Below are 17,708 nucleotides of genomic sequence, written 5' to 3'. Positions count from 1 at the left end.
GTTAAGCCAAATCTTAACGGCTTCAGTCCTCTGGCAAGGCCTCTTCACGCCACTGCAAGCCGTCGCGGCCGATCAGGGCGCTGGCGGCCGCGGGGCCCCAGGTGCCGGCCGTGTAAGGAATCGGCGCGCTGTCGTTCTGTTCCCAGTTGTCGAGAATCGGCTCGACCCATTCCCAGGCCGCTTCCAGCTCGTCGCCGCGCATGAACAAGGTCAGCTGGCCGCGCAGGACGTCGAGCAGCAAACGCTCGTAGGCGTCCATGCGCGGGGTCTTGAACGATTCGCGGAAATCGAGTTCCAGTTCCGCCGGTTTCAAGCGCATGCCGTCCCCCGGGGTTTTCGCCATCAGGTTCATGCGCAAGCCTTCGTCCGGCTGCAAACGGATCACCAGGCAGTTCGGCTGGAAGCTCGACGTGGGCTGGTTGAAGATCGAATGCGGAATTTGCTTGAAGCGCACGACGATCTCGGCCAGGCTGTCGGCCATGCGTTTGCCCGTGCGCAGGTAGAACGGCACGCCGGCCCAGCGCCAGGTGTCGATTTCCGCCTTCAGCGCAACGAAGGTTTCGGTGCGCGAATGTTCCGGCGCATCGGGCTCGTCGCGGTAGCTCGGCACGGTGGCGCCGTCGACGTGGCCGGCGCGGTACTGGCCGCGCACGATGTTCTGTGCCAGGGTGGTCGGCGTGAATTTCTTGAGCGAGCGCAGCACTTGCAGCTTTTCATCGCGCACGGCGTCCGGCGCGATCGAGGTCGGCGGTTCCATGGCGACGATGCACAGCAGCTGCAGCAAGTGGTTTTGCAGCATGTCGCGCAGCGCGCCCGACGTGTCGTAGTAACCCATGCGGTTGCCCACGCCCAGTTTCTCGGCGATGGTGATCTGCACGTCGGAAATCCATTCGCGGCGCCACAGCGGTTCGAACAGGATATTGCCGAAGCGCAGGGCCAGCAAGTTCTGCACGGTTTCCTTGCCCAGGTAATGGTCGATACGGTAGATCTGCGATTCCTGGAAGACCTTGCCCACTTCGGCATTGATCTGCTTGGCGCTGGCCAGGTCGCGGCCCAGCGGTTTTTCCAGCACCACGCGCGAATTCGGCGTGACCAGGCCGTTGTCTTCGAGGTTGTCGCAGATCAAGGCGAACAGGTGCGGCGGCGTGGCCAGGTAGTACACGCGCGTCAGGTCGGCATCGCCGCGCAGCGCTTCGACCAGCGGCGCGTAGGTGGCCGCATCGCTGGCGTTGAGCGACACATACACGATGCGCGCGCAGAACTTGCTCCAGGTGGCGGCGTTCAGGGTGCTGGCCTTGATGTGGGGACGCGAGTTGGTCTCCACCATCTTCAGGAAGGCATCCTGGCCGCTGTCCTGGCGGCCCACACAGATGATGCGCGCCGTCGGCGGCAAATCGTTCGCGACGTCGCGCGCATACATCGCAGGCAACAACTTGCGCATTGCTAAATCGCCGCTGCCGCCAAACAGGACCAGGTCAAAATCGGTAAGTGCCATAAGTGAGTGTCGTCGCAAAAGTAAAAGGGCCGGAGCGGGGAGGAAGCCGACCGGAAGTGCCAGTCTGTCGCTACTATAATCGGTGGTGTAAATTTACTACGTAGAACAGGCAATTGCAAGAAATTTTACTACATTCCCTCCGCTGCCGTCGCGATTTTGCCCCGTATGCACGATAGCGATATCGGCATGGCCATTATATGCCGTTCGCCGGCACTGGCGCAGCGCCATGCTTGTTGTCGGCTTTGCAAAGCAACCATGGTTGCCAGGGAAATTTTCGATTCCTTCCGTCATCATTTGCGCTGTAGCAACAAGCAAATCAAGAAATGCTGTCAGGATCGCCGTTGGCAGCGTAAAGTAGCTTTGAGGAAAGTAAAAAACCGTATAATTCAAGCTCGAATCGATAGCAACTATTGGTTGTAAGAAATTGTACGATATACACTGCACCGTTAGCGCCGGCCATGCCCCGAACCCGCCATCCGACGTCCATGCGACGTGCAGTCCGCACTGCCCGCAGCATCAGGGGCAGGCGACTTAACTTTACAAGACGGCTCAAGGGGACACAATGAATTCAATGCAGCAAGATGTCGATGAACGCACCAGCCTGACAGGCAATAACAAATTCGAACTGTTCCTGTTCAAGCTGGGCACCAGTGATCACTCGACCAGCCGCGAACTGTTCGGCATCAATGTGTTCAAAGTCCGTGAAATCATGGAAATGCCGGCCATCACTGCGGTGGCTGGCTCGCACCCGCACATGCTGGGCGTGGTCAATATCCGCGGCCAGATCGTGCCCGTGATCGACTTGCCGATGGCGGTCGGCTGCAAGAGCAATGGCTTGAAGATCCTGATGGTGACGGAGTTCGCCCGATCGACACAGGCGTTTGCCGTGGAAGAGGTCGATGAAATCGTGCGCCTCGAATGGAACCAGGTGCTGTCGGCCGAATCGAGCGTCGGCGGCGGCCTCGTCACCAGCATCGCCCGCCTCGATGGCGACACGGACAAGACGCGCCTGGCGCAAGTGCTGGACGTGGAGCAAATCCTGCGCAACGTGCTGCCGTCGGGCGACCCGGACGTGGACGAGAACAGCATCGGCCCGCAAGTACGCTTGCCGGCCGGCGCCGTGATCCTCGCGGCCGACGATTCCTCGCTGGCCCGCTCGCTGATCGAAAAGGGCCTCGAAGCGATGGGCGTGCCTTTCATCATGACCAAGACGGGCAAGGAAGCGTGGGAACGCCTGCAAGCGATCTCGGCCCAGGCGGCCACGGAAGGCAAGACGGCGAAAGACAAGGTCGCGCTGGTGCTGACCGACCTGGAAATGCCGGAAATGGATGGTTTTACCCTGACGCGCAACATCAAGAACGATGGCCGCTTCGCCAATATTCCCGTGGTGATCCACTCGTCGCTGACGGGCTCGACCAACGAAGACCACGTCAAGGGCGTGGGCGCCGATGGTTATGTGGCCAAGTTTGTGGCGGCGGAATTGGCCGAGACGATACGCAAGGTATTGGCGCGGTAAGCTGAAGCAACTGTAGGTCGGATTAGCGGCGTACGCCGCGTAATCCGACGCCACCATGGCCAACACTGTTGTCGGATTACGCGGGGCCTTGCCCCGCTAATCCGACCTACGTGAGCGTAAAAAAGCGCCGGACCCTTGCAGGTGCCGGCGCTTTTTCATGTTTGAAACGATTACGCCTGGTAAGCCGTCTCCGGTTGGCCCGCCACGTCCACGCGCACGGACAGTACGTGGCCCGTCAACGGGTAGTCGGCGATTTCTGCTGCCGAGCGATTGTGGCTGGCGCTGGTGATGTACAGGGTGCGCAGGTCGGGGCCGCCGAACGTCACCATGGTGGGGCAGCGCACGGGCACGGTAATTTCGCCCAGCAGATGGCCATCGGGCGCGAAGCGCAAGATCTTGCCGCCTTCAAACATGGCCGACCAGTAATTGCCTTCGCTGTCGACGGCCGCGCCATCGGGGCGTCCGCCGTAATCAAACGCTTTCTTGTCCGTGGAAAAACGCTGGAACGGCTGCGGCGCGGAAATGGCACCCGTCGCCGCGTCGAAATCGAAGCGGTCGATGCGGTGCGTGGTGGTATCCGCGTGGTACATGGTGCGCTTGTCAGGGGAAAAGCCCAGGCCGTTCGACACGGTCATGCCGCCCGACCACACCTTGCGCACTTGTCCTTTTTCCAGCACGAACATTTCCGCCGCATCGGCGTTGCGCGGCTCGAATATCGTGCCGACCCAGAAGCGGCCGGCCGGATCGACCTTGCCATCGTTGAAGCGCGTGGTGGCCATGTCGAACGGCGCCGGGGCGATTTCCGCCAGGCTGCCCGTCTTCGTGTCCAGGTGGGCGAAGCCGCTGCGCAGGGCGACGATCAGGCCGCCTCCGGCATTGATGGCCAGCGCCGACGGTTCCGTCGGCATGTTCCACTGCGCATGCTTGCCGCTGGCCGGGTGCAGCCGGTGCACGGCGCGGCCATCGATGTCGACCCAGTACAGGGCCGCTTCCTTGCCATGCCAGAGCGGGCATTCGCCCACTTGCATGGGTTTGTCGCTGACTACCTTGATTTCGTAAATATTCATCTATCTCTTTTTAATATGCGGCTTTTGCTGCTTTAGCCAGGGCAATCAAGCCATTGGTCGAGCTGTCGTGGTGGTCGGGACGGGCTTCACCCGTCAGTTCGGCCTGGATTTTCTTCGCCAGTACCTTGCCCAGTTCCACGCCCCACTGGTCGAAACTGTTGACGTTCCACAAGACGCCCTGCACGAAGGTCTTGTGTTCGTACAGCGCGATCAGGGCGCCCAGGGTGGTCGGGGTCAGCTGGTCCATCAAGATGGTGTTGCTGGGGCGGTTGCCAGGGAAAGTCTTGTGCGGCACCAGCGCCTCGATCTCGCTTTCCGGCAAGCCCTGCGCCTGCAGGTCAAGGCGCACTTCCGCGCCCGTCTTGCCCGTCATGAAGGCTTCCGACTGGGCGAAGCAGTTGGCCAGCAGGGCGTCGTGGTGGCCGGGCAAATCGTGCGTGGCGCGCAGGGCGGCGATGAAGTCGATGGGCGTGATGTCCGTGCCCTGGTGCAGCAGCTGGAAATACGCATGCTGGGCATTCGTGCCGCAATCGCCCCAGATGACGGGACCGGTGGGCACATCTACCGGCTGGCCATCCTTGGTGACGCGCTTGCCGTTGCTTTCCATATCCAGCTGTTGCAAATAGGCGGCAAAGCGGCTCAGGTCCTGGTGGTAGGGGGCGATGGAAACGGAGCCGCAATCGAGGAACTGGCGGTTCCAGAAGCCCACCATGGCCAGCACCACGGGCATGTTGTCTTCCAGTGGGGCCTGGCGGAAGTGCTGGTCCATCGCATGCGCGCCAGCGAGGAAATCGCTGAAGTATTCAAAGCCCACGGACAAGGCCACGGCCAGGCCGATCGAGGACCAGACGGAATAGCGGCCCCCGACCCAGTCCCAGAACGGGAACATGTTTTCCGGTGAAATGCCGAAATCGACGATGGCTTGCGTGTTGGTCGAGACAGCCACGAAGTGTTGCGCCAGATCCTTTTCTTCACCTTCGAGCAGGAACCAGGCGCGCGCCGTGTTGGCGTTGAGCATGGTTTCCGCCGTAACAAAAGTTTTCGATGCCACGATGAACAAGGTCGTTTCCGGATCGACTTTCGACAGGGTCGCTTCCATATCGTGGCCGTCGACGTTGGAAACGAAGTGCATTTCCAGGCCCGGGTTGGCATACGAGCGCAGCGCCAGGCACGCCATCTTCGGGCCCAGGTCCGAGCCGCCGATGCCGATGTTGACGATGTCGCAGATCGGCTTGCCCGTGTAGCCGAGCCAGCTGCCATTGCGCACCTTGTCCGTGAACGCTTTCATTCGCTGCAATACATCTTGTACGTCGGCATCGATATCCTGGCCATCGACCACCAGCCTGGTGCCGCGCGGCGCGCGCAAGGCGGTATGCAGAACGGCCCGATGTTCGGTAAGATTGATTTTCTCGCCAATAAACATGGCTTCGCGCTGCGCTTCCACGCCGCGCTCGCGGGCCAGGTCCATCAGCAGCGCCATGGCGGTGGCGTCGACCCGGTTCTTCGAGTAATCGAGCAGCAGGCCGGCCGCATCGACCGTCATGCTGGAAAAGCGGGCGGGGTCGGCGGCGAACAGCTGGCGCAGATGCACTTCGCGCAGGCTGGCGCTATGCGCTTGCAGGGACTGGAAACTGGCGGTGGCGGTGATGGCAGGAGTAGGTGCTGGCTGGCGCATGGCGGTCGGCTTGGGTGCGTGTCTCGGTTGAAAGGAGCGCGGCGCGTTCGTGGTGGCGAACAGCGGTTCCGGCGTTGGTATGGGAATAATACATCAGAAAAACGTAATTTCACTACAGTTTGTGCAGGCGCATGGCATTTTCAGCGTTTTTTCAGCGTTTTATCCGTGCTGCAATAGATAGGCAAGCAAGACGAGTGGACGTGGCACGCTGTTGTTTTGCCTTGAAAGGTCGTGGAAAAATGGATTATTTTCGCCACTGGCCACGGCAAGAGTGCTTCTGCGCGACCATTTTGTAGTAAAATTTCACGAAATACTCATTTTTAAGGAAATCCATATGGCGCTGCATCCAGTAGTCGAATCCGTAACAGCGCGCATCATCGCGCGCAGCCGGCCATCGCGCGGCGCCTATCTGGCGCATCTGGATGCGGCCCGCATCCAGGGCGTGCAGCGCGGCGCCCTGTCGTGCACCAACCTGGCGCACGGCTTTGCCGCCTTTCCCGCCAACGACAAACTGTCGCTGAAGGAATACAAGAAGCCGTCCGTGGCCATCGTGTCCTCGTATAACGACATGCTGTCGGCGCACCAGCCCTTCGAAGGCTTCCCGCAGATCATCAAGCAAGCCGTGCGCGAAGTGGGCGCCGTCGCCCAGTTCGCCGGCGGCGTGCCCGCCATGTGCGATGGCGTGACGCAAGGCCAGCCGGGCATGGAATTGTCGCTGTTCTCGCGCGACACCATCGCCATGTCGACGGCCGTGGCGCTGTCGCACAATATGTTCGACGCGGCCCTGTACCTGGGCGTGTGCGACAAGATCGTGCCGGGCCTCTTGATCGGCGCGCTGCACTTTGGCCACTTGCCTGCCGTCTTCGTGCCGGCCGGTCCGATGACGTCGGGCTTGTCGAACCAGGAAAAAGCCAAGGTGCGCCAGCTGTATGCGCAAGGCAAGGCCACGCGCGAAGACTTGCTTGAAGGCGAGTCGAAAGCCTACCATGGCGCCGGCACCTGTACCTTCTACGGCACGGCGAACAGCAACCAGATGCTGATGGAAGTGATGGGCCTGCACTTGCCGGGCGCCGCCTTCATCACGCCGAACACGCCGCTGCGCGATGCGCTGACCAAGGCGGCGGCCCAGCGCGCCGCCGTCATCACGGCGCAAAGCGGCAGCTACTTGCCGGTCGGCCATATCGTCGACGAGAAATGTATCGTCAACGCCGTCGTGGGCTTGCTGGCCACGGGCGGTTCGACCAACCACACCCTGCACCTGGTGGCGATCGCCAAGGCGGCCGGCATCGTCATCGACTGGAACGATTTCAATGAACTGTCGGCCATCGTGCCGATGCTCACGCGCATCTACCCGAACGGCGACGCCGACGTGAACCATTTCCACGCGGCCGGCGGCACCGGTTATCTGATCCGCGAACTGCTGGACGCGGGCTTGCTGCATGAAGACGTCAACACCATCCTCGGCCACGGCTTGCGCGCGCACTGCATGGAACCGTTCCTCGGCGAAGACGGCAAGGTCTTCTGGAAAGATGCGCCGGCCGCCAGCGCCGACGAGAACGTGCTGCGCCCGGCCAGCAATCCATTCGCGCCGGACGGCGGCATGGTCCTGGTGGCGGGCAACCTGGGCCGCGCCGTGATGAAGGTCTCGGCCGTCAAGCCGCAGCACCGCACGGTGGAAGCGCCGGCGCTGGTCTTCAATTCGCAGGAAGACTTCATGGCCGCCTACAAGGCGGGATCGCTGGACCGCGACTTCGTCGCCGTGCTGCGCTTCCAGGGCCCGCGCGCCAACGGCATGCCGGAACTGCATGCGCTGACCCCGGCGCTGGCCAACCTGCAGGATGCGGGCCGCCACGTGGCGCTGGTCACCGATGGCCGCATGTCGGGCGCGTCGGGCAAGGTGCCGGCCGCCATCCACGTCTCGCCTGAAATCCTCGCCGGCGGCCCGCTGGGCCTCGTGCGCGACGGCGACATCATCCGCCTCGACGCCTTCACGGGCGTACTGGAGGCGCTGGTGCCGGCCGACGTCTGGCACGCGCGTGCGCTGGTCACGGCCGACCTGTCGCCGAACCACGTCGGCATGGGCCGCGAGCTGTTTTCCATGTTCCGTTCCACCGTCAGCGCGGCGGAAGAGGGTGCCACCACCTTCGGCCTGCCGTCGCCGATTCCCACCACCGTCGCCTTGCACGACGCCGACAATGTCGGCGATACCGTGCCGGGTTCCGATGAAGACTTTTTGGCTAGGAAATAAGAGATGACCATGACACTACTGGAAATTATGCGCACCTCGAGCGTGATCCCCGTGATTGCGATCGACGATCCTGAACACGCCGTACCGCTGGCGCGCGCGCTGGTGGCGGGCGGCATCCGCGTGCTGGAAGTGACCCTGCGCACCCGGCACGGCCTCGAAGCGATCCGCGCCATGTCGGCCGTGCCGGGCGCCATCGTCGGCGTGGGCACCTTGACCCGTCCCGAGGAATTCGTGCAGGCACGCGATGCGGGCGCCGTCTTCGGCGTTTCGCCGGGCCTGACGTCGGCCCTGGTGGCGGCGGCGAAGAGCAGCGGCCTGCCCTTGCTGCCAGGCGTGATGACGCCAGGCGAAGTGATGGCGGCGCGTGAAAACGGCTTCCAGCAGCTGAAACTGTTCCCGGCCGTGCCTGCCGGCGGCATCGGCATGCTCAACGCCATCTACGGCCCGTTGCCGGACATCACGTTCTGCCCGACGGGCGGCATCTCGCAAGAGACGGCGTCGCAGTTCCTGGCGTGCAAGAACGTCGCCTGCGTGGGCGGCTCGTGGCTGACGCCGAAAGACGCGATCGCGGCCGGCAACTGGGACCGCATCACGGAAATCGCCAAGGCTGCCAGCGGTCTTCGATTGGCTTAAGCGGTACTGGCGCGGCAGGCTTTACGCTTGCCGCGCTTTCTTCTCTTCTTCTTATGCGAGTCTTGCGCCGCCCCCTCACCATCGGCGAAACCGCCATGGCCCGCAGCGTCTTCCAGGGCGCCATCGACTACGCGCGCGTGCGCGTCGTGCGCGGCTCCTTTCTGCCGTTCGGCTTGCAGGACCAGAACACGGCCATGACGCCGCGCGGCAGCCTGCATTTCATGCCGGCCCAGTACCGCGACGACTTTTCCCGCGAAGGCAACAGCGGCAAGCTGTTCTTCATCCACGAAATGGTGCACGTGTGGCAGTACCAGCTCGGCTACGGCGTGCTGCTGCATGGCGTGCTGCTGGCGCTGCGCGGCGGCTACATCGGGCAGCGCGCCTACCGCTACGATGCGCAGGCGGGCGGCGTCCTGTCCGACTTCAACATGGAACAGCAGGGCGACATCATCGCCCATTACTTCGGCGCGCGCCAGCTGGGCATTCCCGCCTACGTGGCGAAGCTGCCGCAGCTGCAGGATATCCTGCAGGGCTTCCTGATCGACCCCGCCGACCGCCGCTTGCTGCCGCGCTGATGCCGCCGTTACTGCGCCAGGTTCGATGCCAGGCGCACGTCCGGCGCGCGCAGGCTGGCCGCCGCATCCTTGCCCAGCAATAAACGCAGGTCGGCGCCCGCGCCGATGCCGCTGCCGTCCGCCGCCTGCAGTTGCGGCATGCCGCCCAATGCCAGGGCCAGGGCGGCGGCCGCCTGCGCATGGCCGGGGCGGTAGACGATGCTGCTGGCCTGGACGCCGTACGGCCGCTGGTTGCCCAGCCGCAGCACGCTGATGCCCATGCCGCCCAGCATGCCGCGCATGCGCGCCGCCATCCCGGTTTCTCCATTGCCGTTGATGACTTCCAGCCTTGGCAGGGGCGCCGCCGGCGCCACCGGTTTTGCCGGGACCGGCACGGCCGCGTGCGCCGCCACGCGAGCGTCGCGCCAGCTCAGCGCGAAGATATTCGGCTGCAACCGCGTCAGCTGCAAACGGCTGGACGGGGCCGTTGGCGCGGGCGCCGGCGCCAGGTCGGGCGCGATGGCGTCCGCGGTGACGTCGACGGTGGCGATGCTGCGCGCCAGCGCCGCGATGGCCAGTTCCAGGTTGGCGCGCGCCGGCTGCTGGCCGTTGTCGAGCTGCAGCGACTGGCGCAGCACGGCCGCCGCCTGGGCATACTCTGCCTGCAGGTACAGCACATAGCCGAGGTTGTTGTAGGTCCTGGCTGTCGGCGCCTCTTGCGCCAGCGTCTGCAGCATGGCGCGGGCCGTTTCCAGCTGGCCCAGCTGCGCGTGCAGCACGGCGGCGCCATTGCGCGCGTCGGCCGAATCGGGTGTCAGCAGCATCGCTTCGCGATACGCCGCCATCGCCGCGCGCGGGTCGCCCAGCTCCTGCATGCGCTTGCCCAGCTTGCAGAACGCGGCGCTGCGGGCGGCGGGGCTGTCCTCGCTGCGCGCCTGGGGCGGCGCAGCGTGATTGGCCTGGCTGTGCTGGCTGGCGGGGCCGGGCAGGTGGCCGCAGGCGGGCAGCAGGCCGGCGCAGGCGAGCATGAGCATCAGGGTGGTGTGCTGTGACATGGCGGTTCTCCGGTCAGCTGCCGCTGCCCATGCTGGGCAGGAGCACGCGGTAGATTTGCAGGAAGGCTGGCCCCATCAGGACGACCAGCAGCGAAGGGAAGATGAAAAAGATCAGCGGGAACAGCAGCTTGAGGGCGATCTTCGCCGCTTCTTCCTCGGCCATCTGGCGGCGCTTGGTGCGCAGCTGGTCCGACTGCACGCGCAGCGAGGCGGCGATGCTGGTGCCGAAGCGCTCGGCCTGGATCAGCATGGCCACCAGCGCATCGACATCCTCGACGCCCGTGCGCAGGGCCAGGTTGCGCAGCGCCCGCTCCTTGGTGTTGCCGGCGCGCAGTTCCAGCATCACCAGATGCAATTCCTCGGCCAGCACGGCGCTTTTCAGGGCGATCTCGGCCGCTACCCGGGCCAGCGCCGCATCCATGGCCAGGCCCGCTTCCACGCACACCGTCATCAAATCCAGCGCGTCGGGAAAGCTTTCGAAGATATCGCGCTGGCGCCGCTTGATCATTTGCGCCAGCACAATATTGGGCAGATAGTAGCCGACGGCGGCCACGATCAGCAGCCAGAACAGCAGTGCCTTGCCCGCCATCTGGCTGCCCGAGGCGCTCAGTCCCAGGAACAGCAGCAGGGGCAGGCCGATGGCCAGCATGGTCTTGGCGGAAAAGAACAGGATGGGCGCGGACGCCTGGCGCAGGCCGGCATTCATGAAGCGCCGGCGCATCACGGAGCCTTCCCAGCCCTGGTCGGGCAGCGACAGTTTGGCCAGCGGGCCGCTCAGGCGCACCATGCGCGCCAGCCAGGGGCTGGGCGCCGAGGATGCGCCAGGCGCCGCCGCGCTCTTGCCGGTGGCGTTGTCCATGCGCTGGCGCAAGGGATCGGGGGCAAAGCTGCGCATGGCCACCAGCACGGTGCCGAAGACGGCGATGAAGAGCAGGGCGAGAAAGGCGATATGCACGGGATTCATGAGGGTTCTCCTTGCGGGCTCAGACGCGGATGCGGATGATATTGCGCATGACCAGGACGCCGCACGCCATCATCACCAGGGCGCCGGCGAGCATCTTGCGTCCGCCCGGGTCGACGAACAGCATTTCCAGGAACTGCGGATTGGTCAGGTGGATCATGGCCGCCGCGCCGAAAGGCAGCAGCGACAGGATCCAGGCCGACAGCCTGCCTTCGGCCGACAGCACGCGTACCTGACCCAGCAGCTTGATGCGTTCGCGGATGATGCGGCTGATGCTGTCGAGCAGTTCGGCCAGGTTGCCGCCCGTTTCGCGCTGGATCAGCACGGCGATGACGAAATAGCGCAAGTCCGTGCTGGGCACGCGCGTGGCCAGGTTCATCAGGGCATCCTGCATGGCGATGCCGAAATTGACCTCGTCGAAGGTGGCGCGAAATTCCACGGCCAGCGGCGCGTTCATCTCATCGCCGACCATTTTCAGGGCGGTGGGAAAGGCGTGGCCGGCGCGCAGGGCGCGCGCCATCAGATCCAGCGCATCGGGCAATTGCTGCTCGATGCGCTGCAGGCGCTTGGCCTTGGCGCGCAAGACCACCAGCAGCGGCAGCAGGGCCGCGCCGGCCACCAGCGGCAGGCGCAGCATCCACGGCAGGCCGAAGTAGCTGAGCAGTAAAAACGCGGCGCCGGCCGTGGCCAGCATCACGCCGGCGAAGCTGGCCACGCTCCAGCTCAGGCCCGACTGTTCCAGCAGGCGGTCGAGCGCATGCACGCGGGGCACGCTGAGCAGCACGCGCTGCAGGGCCGGGGTATCGCTCAGCAGGCGCTTCTTGATCATCGAGCTGCCCGTGTCGCCATGCGCGCCGGCCGACATGATGCGCAGGCGGCGCGCCACCCTTTCCGCTTCCGGGCCGCGCGAGGTGTTCCACGCCAGGTATATGCCCTCGATCAGCAGCACCACGGCGATGAAGGTGAGAATGGCGAATACGTAATAGAGATAGTCCATGATGCTCCCCTTAATGGTACTGGCGGGCGGGATCGAACAGGGTTTCCGGCAGGCTGATGCCGAAGGCGCGCAGGCGTTCCAGGAAACGCGGCCGCACGCCGCTGGCATGGAAATGCCCCTGCACCGTGCCGTCCTCGCCGATGCCCGTCTGGCGGAAGGTGAAGATTTCCTGCATGGTGATCATCTCGCCCTCCATGCCCGTGATTTCCTGGATCGACGTGACCTTGCGCTTGCCGTCCGTCAGGCGCGACACCTGCACCACCACGCTGATGGCCGAACTGATCTGCTGGCGCATGGCTTTCACGGGCAGGGCCGCGGAAGCCATGCTGATCATGTTTTCCAGCCGCGTCAGCGCGTCGCGCGGGGTGTTGGCGTGGATGGTGGCCATCGAGCCTTCGTGGCCCGTGTTCATGGCGCCCAGCATGTCGAGCGCCTCGGCGCCGCGCACCTCGCCCAGGATGATGCGGTCGGGGCGCATGCGCAGCGCGTTGCGCACCAGCGCCCGCTGCGTCACCTCGCCCTTGCCCTCGATGTTCGCGGGCCGCGTTTCCAGGCGTACCACGTGCGGCTGCTGCATCTGCAGTTCGGCCGCGTCCTCGATGGTGACGATGCGTTCGGCCGTGCTGATGAAGCCGGAAATCGCATTGAGCATGGTGGTCTTGCCGCTGCCCGTGCCGCCCGAGATCAGGATGTTGACCTTGGCCTTGCCCAGCGCCTGCAGGGTGGTGCTCATTTCCTCCGTCAGGCTGTGCTTGAGCAGCAGGTCGGCCAGGCGCAGGGGCTGGGCCGAGAAGCGCCGGATCGACATCACGGGGCCGTCGATGGCCAGCGGCGGGATGATGGCGTTCACGCGCGAACCGTCGGGCAGGCGCGCATCGACCATGGGGCTCGATTCATCGATGCGCCGGCCCACGCGCGAGACGATCTTGTCGATGATCTTCATCAAATGCGCGTCGTCGGTGAAGCAGACGTCGCTCAGCTCCAGGCGGCCATGGCGCTCGACATACACCTGGCGGTAGGTGTTGACGAGGATATCGGACACGCCGGGATCGGCCAGCAGCGGTTCGAGCGGGCCGAAGCCGAGCACCTCGTCCTGGATATCGCGGATCAGCGAGCGCCGTTCCAGCTCGTTGATCACCACGTTGTCTTCCGTGAGCACCTCGCTGACGAGGATTTTCAGCTCTTCGCGGATCTGCTCGCGCGACAGGCGCTGCATGCCCTCCAGGTCGACGCGGTCGAGCAGCGCCTGATGGGTGCGGTGCTTGAGTTGCTGGTAGCTGTGGCTCGATGCGCCCTGGTGCGCGGCATCGTCATTCAGGCTGGCGTCATCCTGGGCATAGCCCAGGCGGTCCCGCAGGGTGAGTTTTTCGGCAGTCATGGTCGGTCTCCGGTGAGTGGGGCGGTATCAGGCTCGAGGATCAGGCTGGAGCCTCAGGCGCGCGCCAGCAGCCGCGCCACCCAGCCTTGCGCGGCTGGCGGGGTCTCGCCGGCCAGGCTGGCGGCCAGTTCCTGCAAGGCGCGCGAGACGGGATTGTGCGGGGCCAGCTTGAGGATGGGCACGCCCTGGCTGACGGAAGCCGCCACCCCCTCGTAGTGGTTGGGGATGGACTTGTAGACGTGCTTGCCATACGCCGCCTCGAGGTCGGCCACGCGGATGCTGTCGCTGCTGGCATAGCGGTTCAGGATCAGGCGGATCTTGTCTTCGCGGTAGCCGAGGCCGCGGAACACGTCGAGCAGGCGCTTGCCGTCGCGCACATACGGCAAGGTTGCCTGCAGCACGGGGAAGATCAGGTCGGCCCGGTCCAGCGCGCGCACGCTGACGGGGTCGAGTCCGCGTCCCACGTCGAGCAGGATGTAGTCGTACTGGCTGCGCGCCAGGGTCAGCAGCCGGTCGATATGCTCGGCCTCGACGTCGGCCGCATGGGCGGGATCGTCGGCGGCGGCCAGCACGCTGTAGGCGGGCGTGATCTGGATCATGCTGGCCGTCAGCAGCGAGGCGTCGAGGCGCACGATCTGCTGCGACAGCTGCGACAGGGTGGCGGCCGGCTTGTGGTCCGAGACGAACAGGGCGGCGTCGCCGAACTGCAGGTTCAGGTCGAACAGCGCCACCTTGCGCTGTTCGCCGGCGGCTAGCGCGTAGCCCAGGTTGGCGGCGATGAAGGTGGCGCCGCTGCCGCCCTTGCACGAGACGAAGGCCAGCACCTGGCCCTTGCGCGTGACCTGTTTCTGCAGCTTGTCCTCGATGCGGCGCAAGGCGGCGCACAGGGCCGCGTCGTCGTCGGGCTGCAGCACTTCGCGCACGCCGGCGCGCATCGAGCGCAGCAGGAATTGCGGACTTTGCTGCGGACATTGCACGATGATGGCCAGGTTCGGATGGCGCCCGCCCAGCAGCTCGAGCCGTTCCAGCTCCGCCTCGCCCGTCTGCTCCTGCTCCAGCAGCAGCAGGTCCGGCGTGACGCCGTTGTCGAATACATCCGGTATGCTCGCCAGCAGGGTGACGCGGTCGGCCGCGCTGCGTTCGCGCAGCAAACGGGTCAGCCGCTTGAGCTGGGCTTCATTCTTCGAGACGATGACGATATTCACTTGGTACTCCCCGGTAAAAGCGTTCGGTAAAGGCGTTCAGTTGATCTGGAAGCCCAGGCTTTCGGCGTGCATGACCACCACCGAGGCTGGCACGGCGATATTCAGAAAACCGAACAGGCTGACCATCGGCGTGTAGCTGACGTTGTCGATCGAGACGCGCACGCTGTCGATGCAGCTGGCCGTACGCGTGATGTCGCCGCAGGCCGACAGGTTGTCGCCCGGGTCAGTCGGCGGCAAGGTCACCTCGGCGCCGCTCTTGTTCAGGTAGCGGATGGTGATGTTGGCGGCCGTCAGTTCCGGCGCGGCCGGCAGGGCCGTGCCGCCGAACAGGGCCAGGGTCTTGATGGCGTCGGTCTGGTCGATCCAGCGCACCACCGCTTCGCGCGCGGCGCGGCGGCTCACTTCCTGCACCGTGTTGTACAGGTACAGCATGCGGCCGAATTCGAGGATGCCGAACAGCAGGGTGAAGAACAGCAGCGCCACCAGGGCGAATTCGACGGCGGCGGCGCCGCGCTGAGGCCTGGCCGGGGGAGACGATGAAAGGCGGTGGCGCATGGCGTTCTCCTTACAGCATGTAGCGCATGGTGGTGCGCGGTGCGAGCGGCGTGGCATAGGTGCTGGCCGCGCCGATCACGAAAGGCAGGTACTGTCCCACCGACAGCGTGTAGTTGACGACTTCGACGCGGATGCCGCCCGGCGCCGTGCCGTCGGTGCAGCTGCTGTCGTTGAATGCCGCGTCCAGGCAGGTGACCGTCACGTTGGCCGTGGTGAAGTCGCTGATGCCGGCGCTGACGGCCGCGTCGGCCACCGTCTGTTTGGCGGCAGGCACGCCCTGCGAGGCGATGCCGGCCTTGGCCTTGACGGACATGTTGCGCGCCGCGTCGCGCGTGGCCTTGTTCAGCGCGTCGTAATACCAGAAGGCGCGGCCGAAGCCGAAGATGCCGGCCAGCAGGGTGACCAGCAGGGCCAGCACGATGCCGAATTCGACGGCGGCGCCGCCGCGCTGTTTGAGTGGGGAAAGGTGGATGCGCATGGCCGCCTCACTTGTAGAGTTTGATTTCGGAATTCGGCACGGGCTCGATCAGGCCCGCGAACTCGACGTCGAGGCGCTTGGTGCCGCCGCTGAAATCGGCCTTCATCGTCATGAAGAATTTGCCGATGCCCACCGCGTTCATGGTGCCGCACGAGGCCGGCCCGACGGGCGCCGTGCGGCAGTCGACCAGCACCACGTTGAGGATGCGGCGGTTGCGCTGGCCAGGATGGGCCGCCGACGGCGCCTGGAACGTGGGGCCGCTGGTCTGGTTGTACGGCGAAGGCGGCGTACTGGCAGGAAAGCCTGCGCCGGGGCTGACGGGGTAGCTGGTCGTGTCGAAGTAATTCGCCTTGGCCGTGCTGTACATGGGGTTGGCGTTTCCGTCCGCGACGCTATAGGCCGTGCCGGCCTTGGCCGGGGTGGCGCCATTGCTTTGGTAGGCGGGGCCGTACGACCACAGCACGCCGTAGCCGGCGAATTGGGCGAACGTGGCCGACGGCGCCGGGACGGCGCCGGCCGACGGCAGCTGGTAATTCGGCTTGTTGCCGGCCAGGCTGACCGGCTGCTGGCTGGGCAAGGTGCTGGCGCCCGGCTGCATCCAGCCGGTGGGCGGCGAGTTGGCGGCGGTGGCGGCGCAGGGCGAGGCGGCGCCCACGCACGGATATTCCTTGATGTTGGTGTCGGGCGGCGCCGTCGCGGGGTCGCACACGGAGGGGCCGCCGTAGTCGTCGAAGCGCGAGTTGAGCGAGGCGGCCAGCGAGGCCGTCATGCCCGTGTTCGTGTAGACCTGGCCCGAGCCGCTGCTGATGACGGCGCTGCTGCCCGTGCACATGAACGGCGCGGTGGAGGCGGCGCTGGAGTGCGAGGCGCTGCAGCTGCCGGGCGGGGCGTCGACGGGGTTGATCAGATAGGGGTCGGACGGGCCGCCCAGCGGATTGAGGCCGAACAGGTTGTAGGTGACGCCGCGGCGGAAACCGAATTCCACCAGTTCCGTCAGGCCCGTGCCGGCCGGCGCGGCCGGATACGTGTATTGCGCCGTCTTGTTGGCCGGGTCGACGGCGCACACGCCGATCGGCGTGACGTCGTTGACGAAGCGGCCCGCCACGGCCACGCCCGAGGTGCTGGTGCTGGCGATGCCGGCGATGCCCATCAGGTAGGTGGCGAAGGTCTTGCTGCCCGTGTCGACGCGGATGAAGGTCTGGCCCTGGGGGCTGGTGCGGGCGCTGGCGCCGGACGACCAGGGGCCGTCCGGGCTGGGGCCGAACTCGATGTTGGCGGCCGTGATGGTCAGCGGGGTGGAGAAATCGTAGCGGTTCTTTTGCGCGATGGCGATGGCCTTGGCCTGCGCATTGTCGATGCCGGCGGCGCTTTGATTGAGTTCCACGGCGCCTGCCAGGGCGGCGCTGTCGGCGCCGTTCTGCAGTTCCGTCTTGGCGATGTACAGGTGGCCCAGGTCCAGCACCAGGCCGCCCATGGCGAACAGCACCACCAGGGTCAGCCCCAGCACGATGGCGATCGCGCCCTGCTGCCTGTCGTGCCTGCGAAATGCGGTCTTCATGGCGGTCTCCTGGTGGCCTGGGGAAAGTGCATCGGGGGACTGGCGCCTATTGGCGTCCGCCCACGCCGATGGTGAAGACATTCGGCTGCGGTTCCGGCGCGGCGAACGATTTCTGGTAGCGCTGGTAGGCGCTGGCGCCGGCCTTGCCGTCGATGCCGCTGACCGGGTTGGCATTGCGGTAGGCGTCCGGATACATGATCTGCTGCGCCTTGAGCAGGGCCACCGATTCGCCGAAGTGGGAATCGAGCACGGGCGTGGTGGTGGCGGCGCAGCCGGCCAGCAGGCATAACAGGGCGGCGCAAGGCAGGCAATGTGCGGTTTTCATGGTGCTCT

General features: G+C 65.3%; 17 protein-coding genes. 4 read left to right on the top strand and 13 right to left on the bottom strand.

Annotated elements, in window-relative coordinates; all coding sequences use genetic code 11:
* Positions 1 to 22: 22 nt before the first annotated feature.
* Both zwf and AC0V2Y_RS13610 read right to left on the bottom strand, forming a co-directional pair.
* Positions 23 to 1,495, bottom strand: coding sequence for a glucose-6-phosphate dehydrogenase (gene zwf / locus AC0V2Y_RS13615; protein ID WP_034750861.1), 1,473 nt, complete (start codon positions 1,493 to 1,495; stop codon positions 23 to 25).
* Between the two features lie 96 nt (positions 1,496 to 1,591).
* On the bottom strand, positions 1,592 to 1,885 hold the full coding sequence (locus tag AC0V2Y_RS13610) for a hypothetical protein (RefSeq protein ID WP_475416849.1): 294 nt from the start codon (positions 1,883 to 1,885) through the stop codon (positions 1,592 to 1,594).
* A 172-nt stretch (positions 1,886 to 2,057) separates the two neighbouring features.
* Between AC0V2Y_RS13610 and AC0V2Y_RS13605 the strand changes: the two genes are divergently transcribed.
* Positions 2,058 to 3,011 (top strand): chemotaxis protein, encoded by a 954-nt coding sequence (locus AC0V2Y_RS13605; RefSeq protein WP_070281275.1) that lies wholly within the window; start codon positions 2,058 to 2,060, stop codon positions 3,009 to 3,011.
* A 170-nt stretch (positions 3,012 to 3,181) separates the two neighbouring features.
* Here the strand turns inward: AC0V2Y_RS13605 and AC0V2Y_RS13600 are convergent, their stop codons facing one another.
* Both AC0V2Y_RS13600 and pgi read right to left on the bottom strand, forming a co-directional pair.
* Positions 3,182 to 4,078: an SMP-30/gluconolactonase/LRE family protein gene (locus tag AC0V2Y_RS13600; RefSeq protein ID WP_475416848.1), complete on the bottom strand. Its 897-nt coding sequence runs from the start codon at positions 4,076 to 4,078 to the stop codon at positions 3,182 to 3,184.
* Between the two features lie 10 nt (positions 4,079 to 4,088).
* Positions 4,089 to 5,753, bottom strand: a complete 1,665-nt coding sequence (pgi, locus tag AC0V2Y_RS13595) for a glucose-6-phosphate isomerase (protein WP_475416847.1) — start codon at positions 5,751 to 5,753, stop codon at positions 4,089 to 4,091.
* A 334-nt stretch (positions 5,754 to 6,087) separates the two neighbouring features.
* Here pgi and edd point away from each other — a divergent pair, with 334 nt between their 5' ends.
* The 3 genes from edd to AC0V2Y_RS13580 all read left to right on the top strand — a co-directional run bounded on the left by edd (position 6,088) and on the right by AC0V2Y_RS13580 (position 9,209).
* Positions 6,088 to 8,001 (top strand): phosphogluconate dehydratase, encoded by a 1,914-nt coding sequence (gene edd, locus AC0V2Y_RS13590; RefSeq protein ID WP_475416846.1) that lies wholly within the window; start codon positions 6,088 to 6,090, stop codon positions 7,999 to 8,001.
* Between the two features lie 3 nt (positions 8,002 to 8,004).
* Positions 8,005 to 8,634 carry a bifunctional 4-hydroxy-2-oxoglutarate aldolase/2-dehydro-3-deoxy-phosphogluconate aldolase gene (gene eda, locus AC0V2Y_RS13585; RefSeq protein WP_475416845.1) on the top strand — a complete coding sequence of 210 codons (630 nt, stop codon included), beginning with the start codon at positions 8,005 to 8,007 and terminating at the stop codon, positions 8,632 to 8,634.
* Positions 8,635 to 8,696: 62 nt separating this feature from the next.
* On the top strand, positions 8,697 to 9,209 hold the full coding sequence (locus AC0V2Y_RS13580; RefSeq protein WP_230519161.1) for a Rhs element Vgr protein: 513 nt from the start codon (positions 8,697 to 8,699) through the stop codon (positions 9,207 to 9,209).
* An 8-nt stretch (positions 9,210 to 9,217) separates the two neighbouring features.
* On the opposite strand, the gene AC0V2Y_RS13575 is transcribed toward AC0V2Y_RS13580, so the two are convergent.
* The 9 genes from AC0V2Y_RS13575 to AC0V2Y_RS13535 are packed head-to-tail and all read right to left on the bottom strand — an operon-like array spanning position 9,218 to position 17,700.
* On the bottom strand, positions 9,218 to 10,243 hold the full coding sequence (locus AC0V2Y_RS13575; protein WP_475416844.1) for a LytR C-terminal domain-containing protein: 1,026 nt from the start codon (positions 10,241 to 10,243) through the stop codon (positions 9,218 to 9,220).
* A 13-nt stretch (positions 10,244 to 10,256) separates the two neighbouring features.
* On the bottom strand, positions 10,257 to 11,207 hold the full coding sequence (locus AC0V2Y_RS13570) for a type II secretion system F family protein (RefSeq protein WP_475416843.1): 951 nt from the start codon (positions 11,205 to 11,207) through the stop codon (positions 10,257 to 10,259).
* A 19-nt stretch (positions 11,208 to 11,226) separates the two neighbouring features.
* Positions 11,227 to 12,201: a type II secretion system F family protein gene (locus AC0V2Y_RS13565; RefSeq protein ID WP_475416842.1), complete on the bottom strand. Its 975-nt coding sequence runs from the start codon at positions 12,199 to 12,201 to the stop codon at positions 11,227 to 11,229.
* A gap of 10 nt (positions 12,202 to 12,211) precedes the next feature.
* Entirely contained in the window at positions 12,212 to 13,579 is a 1,368-nt protein-coding gene (locus AC0V2Y_RS13560) for a CpaF family protein (RefSeq protein ID WP_475416841.1), read from the bottom strand.
* 53 nt (positions 13,580 to 13,632) lie between these two features.
* Positions 13,633 to 14,784, bottom strand: a complete 1,152-nt coding sequence (locus AC0V2Y_RS13555; RefSeq protein ID WP_475416840.1) for a CpaE/TadZ family protein — start codon at positions 14,782 to 14,784, stop codon at positions 13,633 to 13,635.
* A 36-nt stretch (positions 14,785 to 14,820) separates the two neighbouring features.
* Positions 14,821 to 15,339 (bottom strand): TadE/TadG family type IV pilus assembly protein, encoded by a 519-nt coding sequence (locus AC0V2Y_RS13550; RefSeq protein WP_475416839.1) that lies wholly within the window; start codon positions 15,337 to 15,339, stop codon positions 14,821 to 14,823.
* A 10-nt stretch (positions 15,340 to 15,349) separates the two neighbouring features.
* On the bottom strand, positions 15,350 to 15,817 hold the full coding sequence (locus tag AC0V2Y_RS13545; protein ID WP_475416838.1) for a TadE/TadG family type IV pilus assembly protein: 468 nt from the start codon (positions 15,815 to 15,817) through the stop codon (positions 15,350 to 15,352).
* Positions 15,818 to 15,824: 7 nt separating this feature from the next.
* Positions 15,825 to 17,375 carry a pilus assembly protein TadG-related protein gene (locus tag AC0V2Y_RS13540; protein ID WP_475416837.1) on the bottom strand — a complete coding sequence of 517 codons (1,551 nt, stop codon included), beginning with the start codon at positions 17,373 to 17,375 and terminating at the stop codon, positions 15,825 to 15,827.
* A 46-nt stretch (positions 17,376 to 17,421) separates the two neighbouring features.
* Complete coding sequence (locus AC0V2Y_RS13535) at positions 17,422 to 17,700, bottom strand: hypothetical protein (protein WP_086140104.1); 279 nt, start codon at positions 17,698 to 17,700, stop codon at positions 17,422 to 17,424.
* Between the last annotated feature and the right edge of the window lie 8 nt (positions 17,701 to 17,708).

The organism is Janthinobacterium sp. BHSEK, from assembly GCF_056174685.1.
Note: the sequence above shows the minus strand (reverse complement) of the source record. Positions and strands in the feature narration are given on the sequence as shown.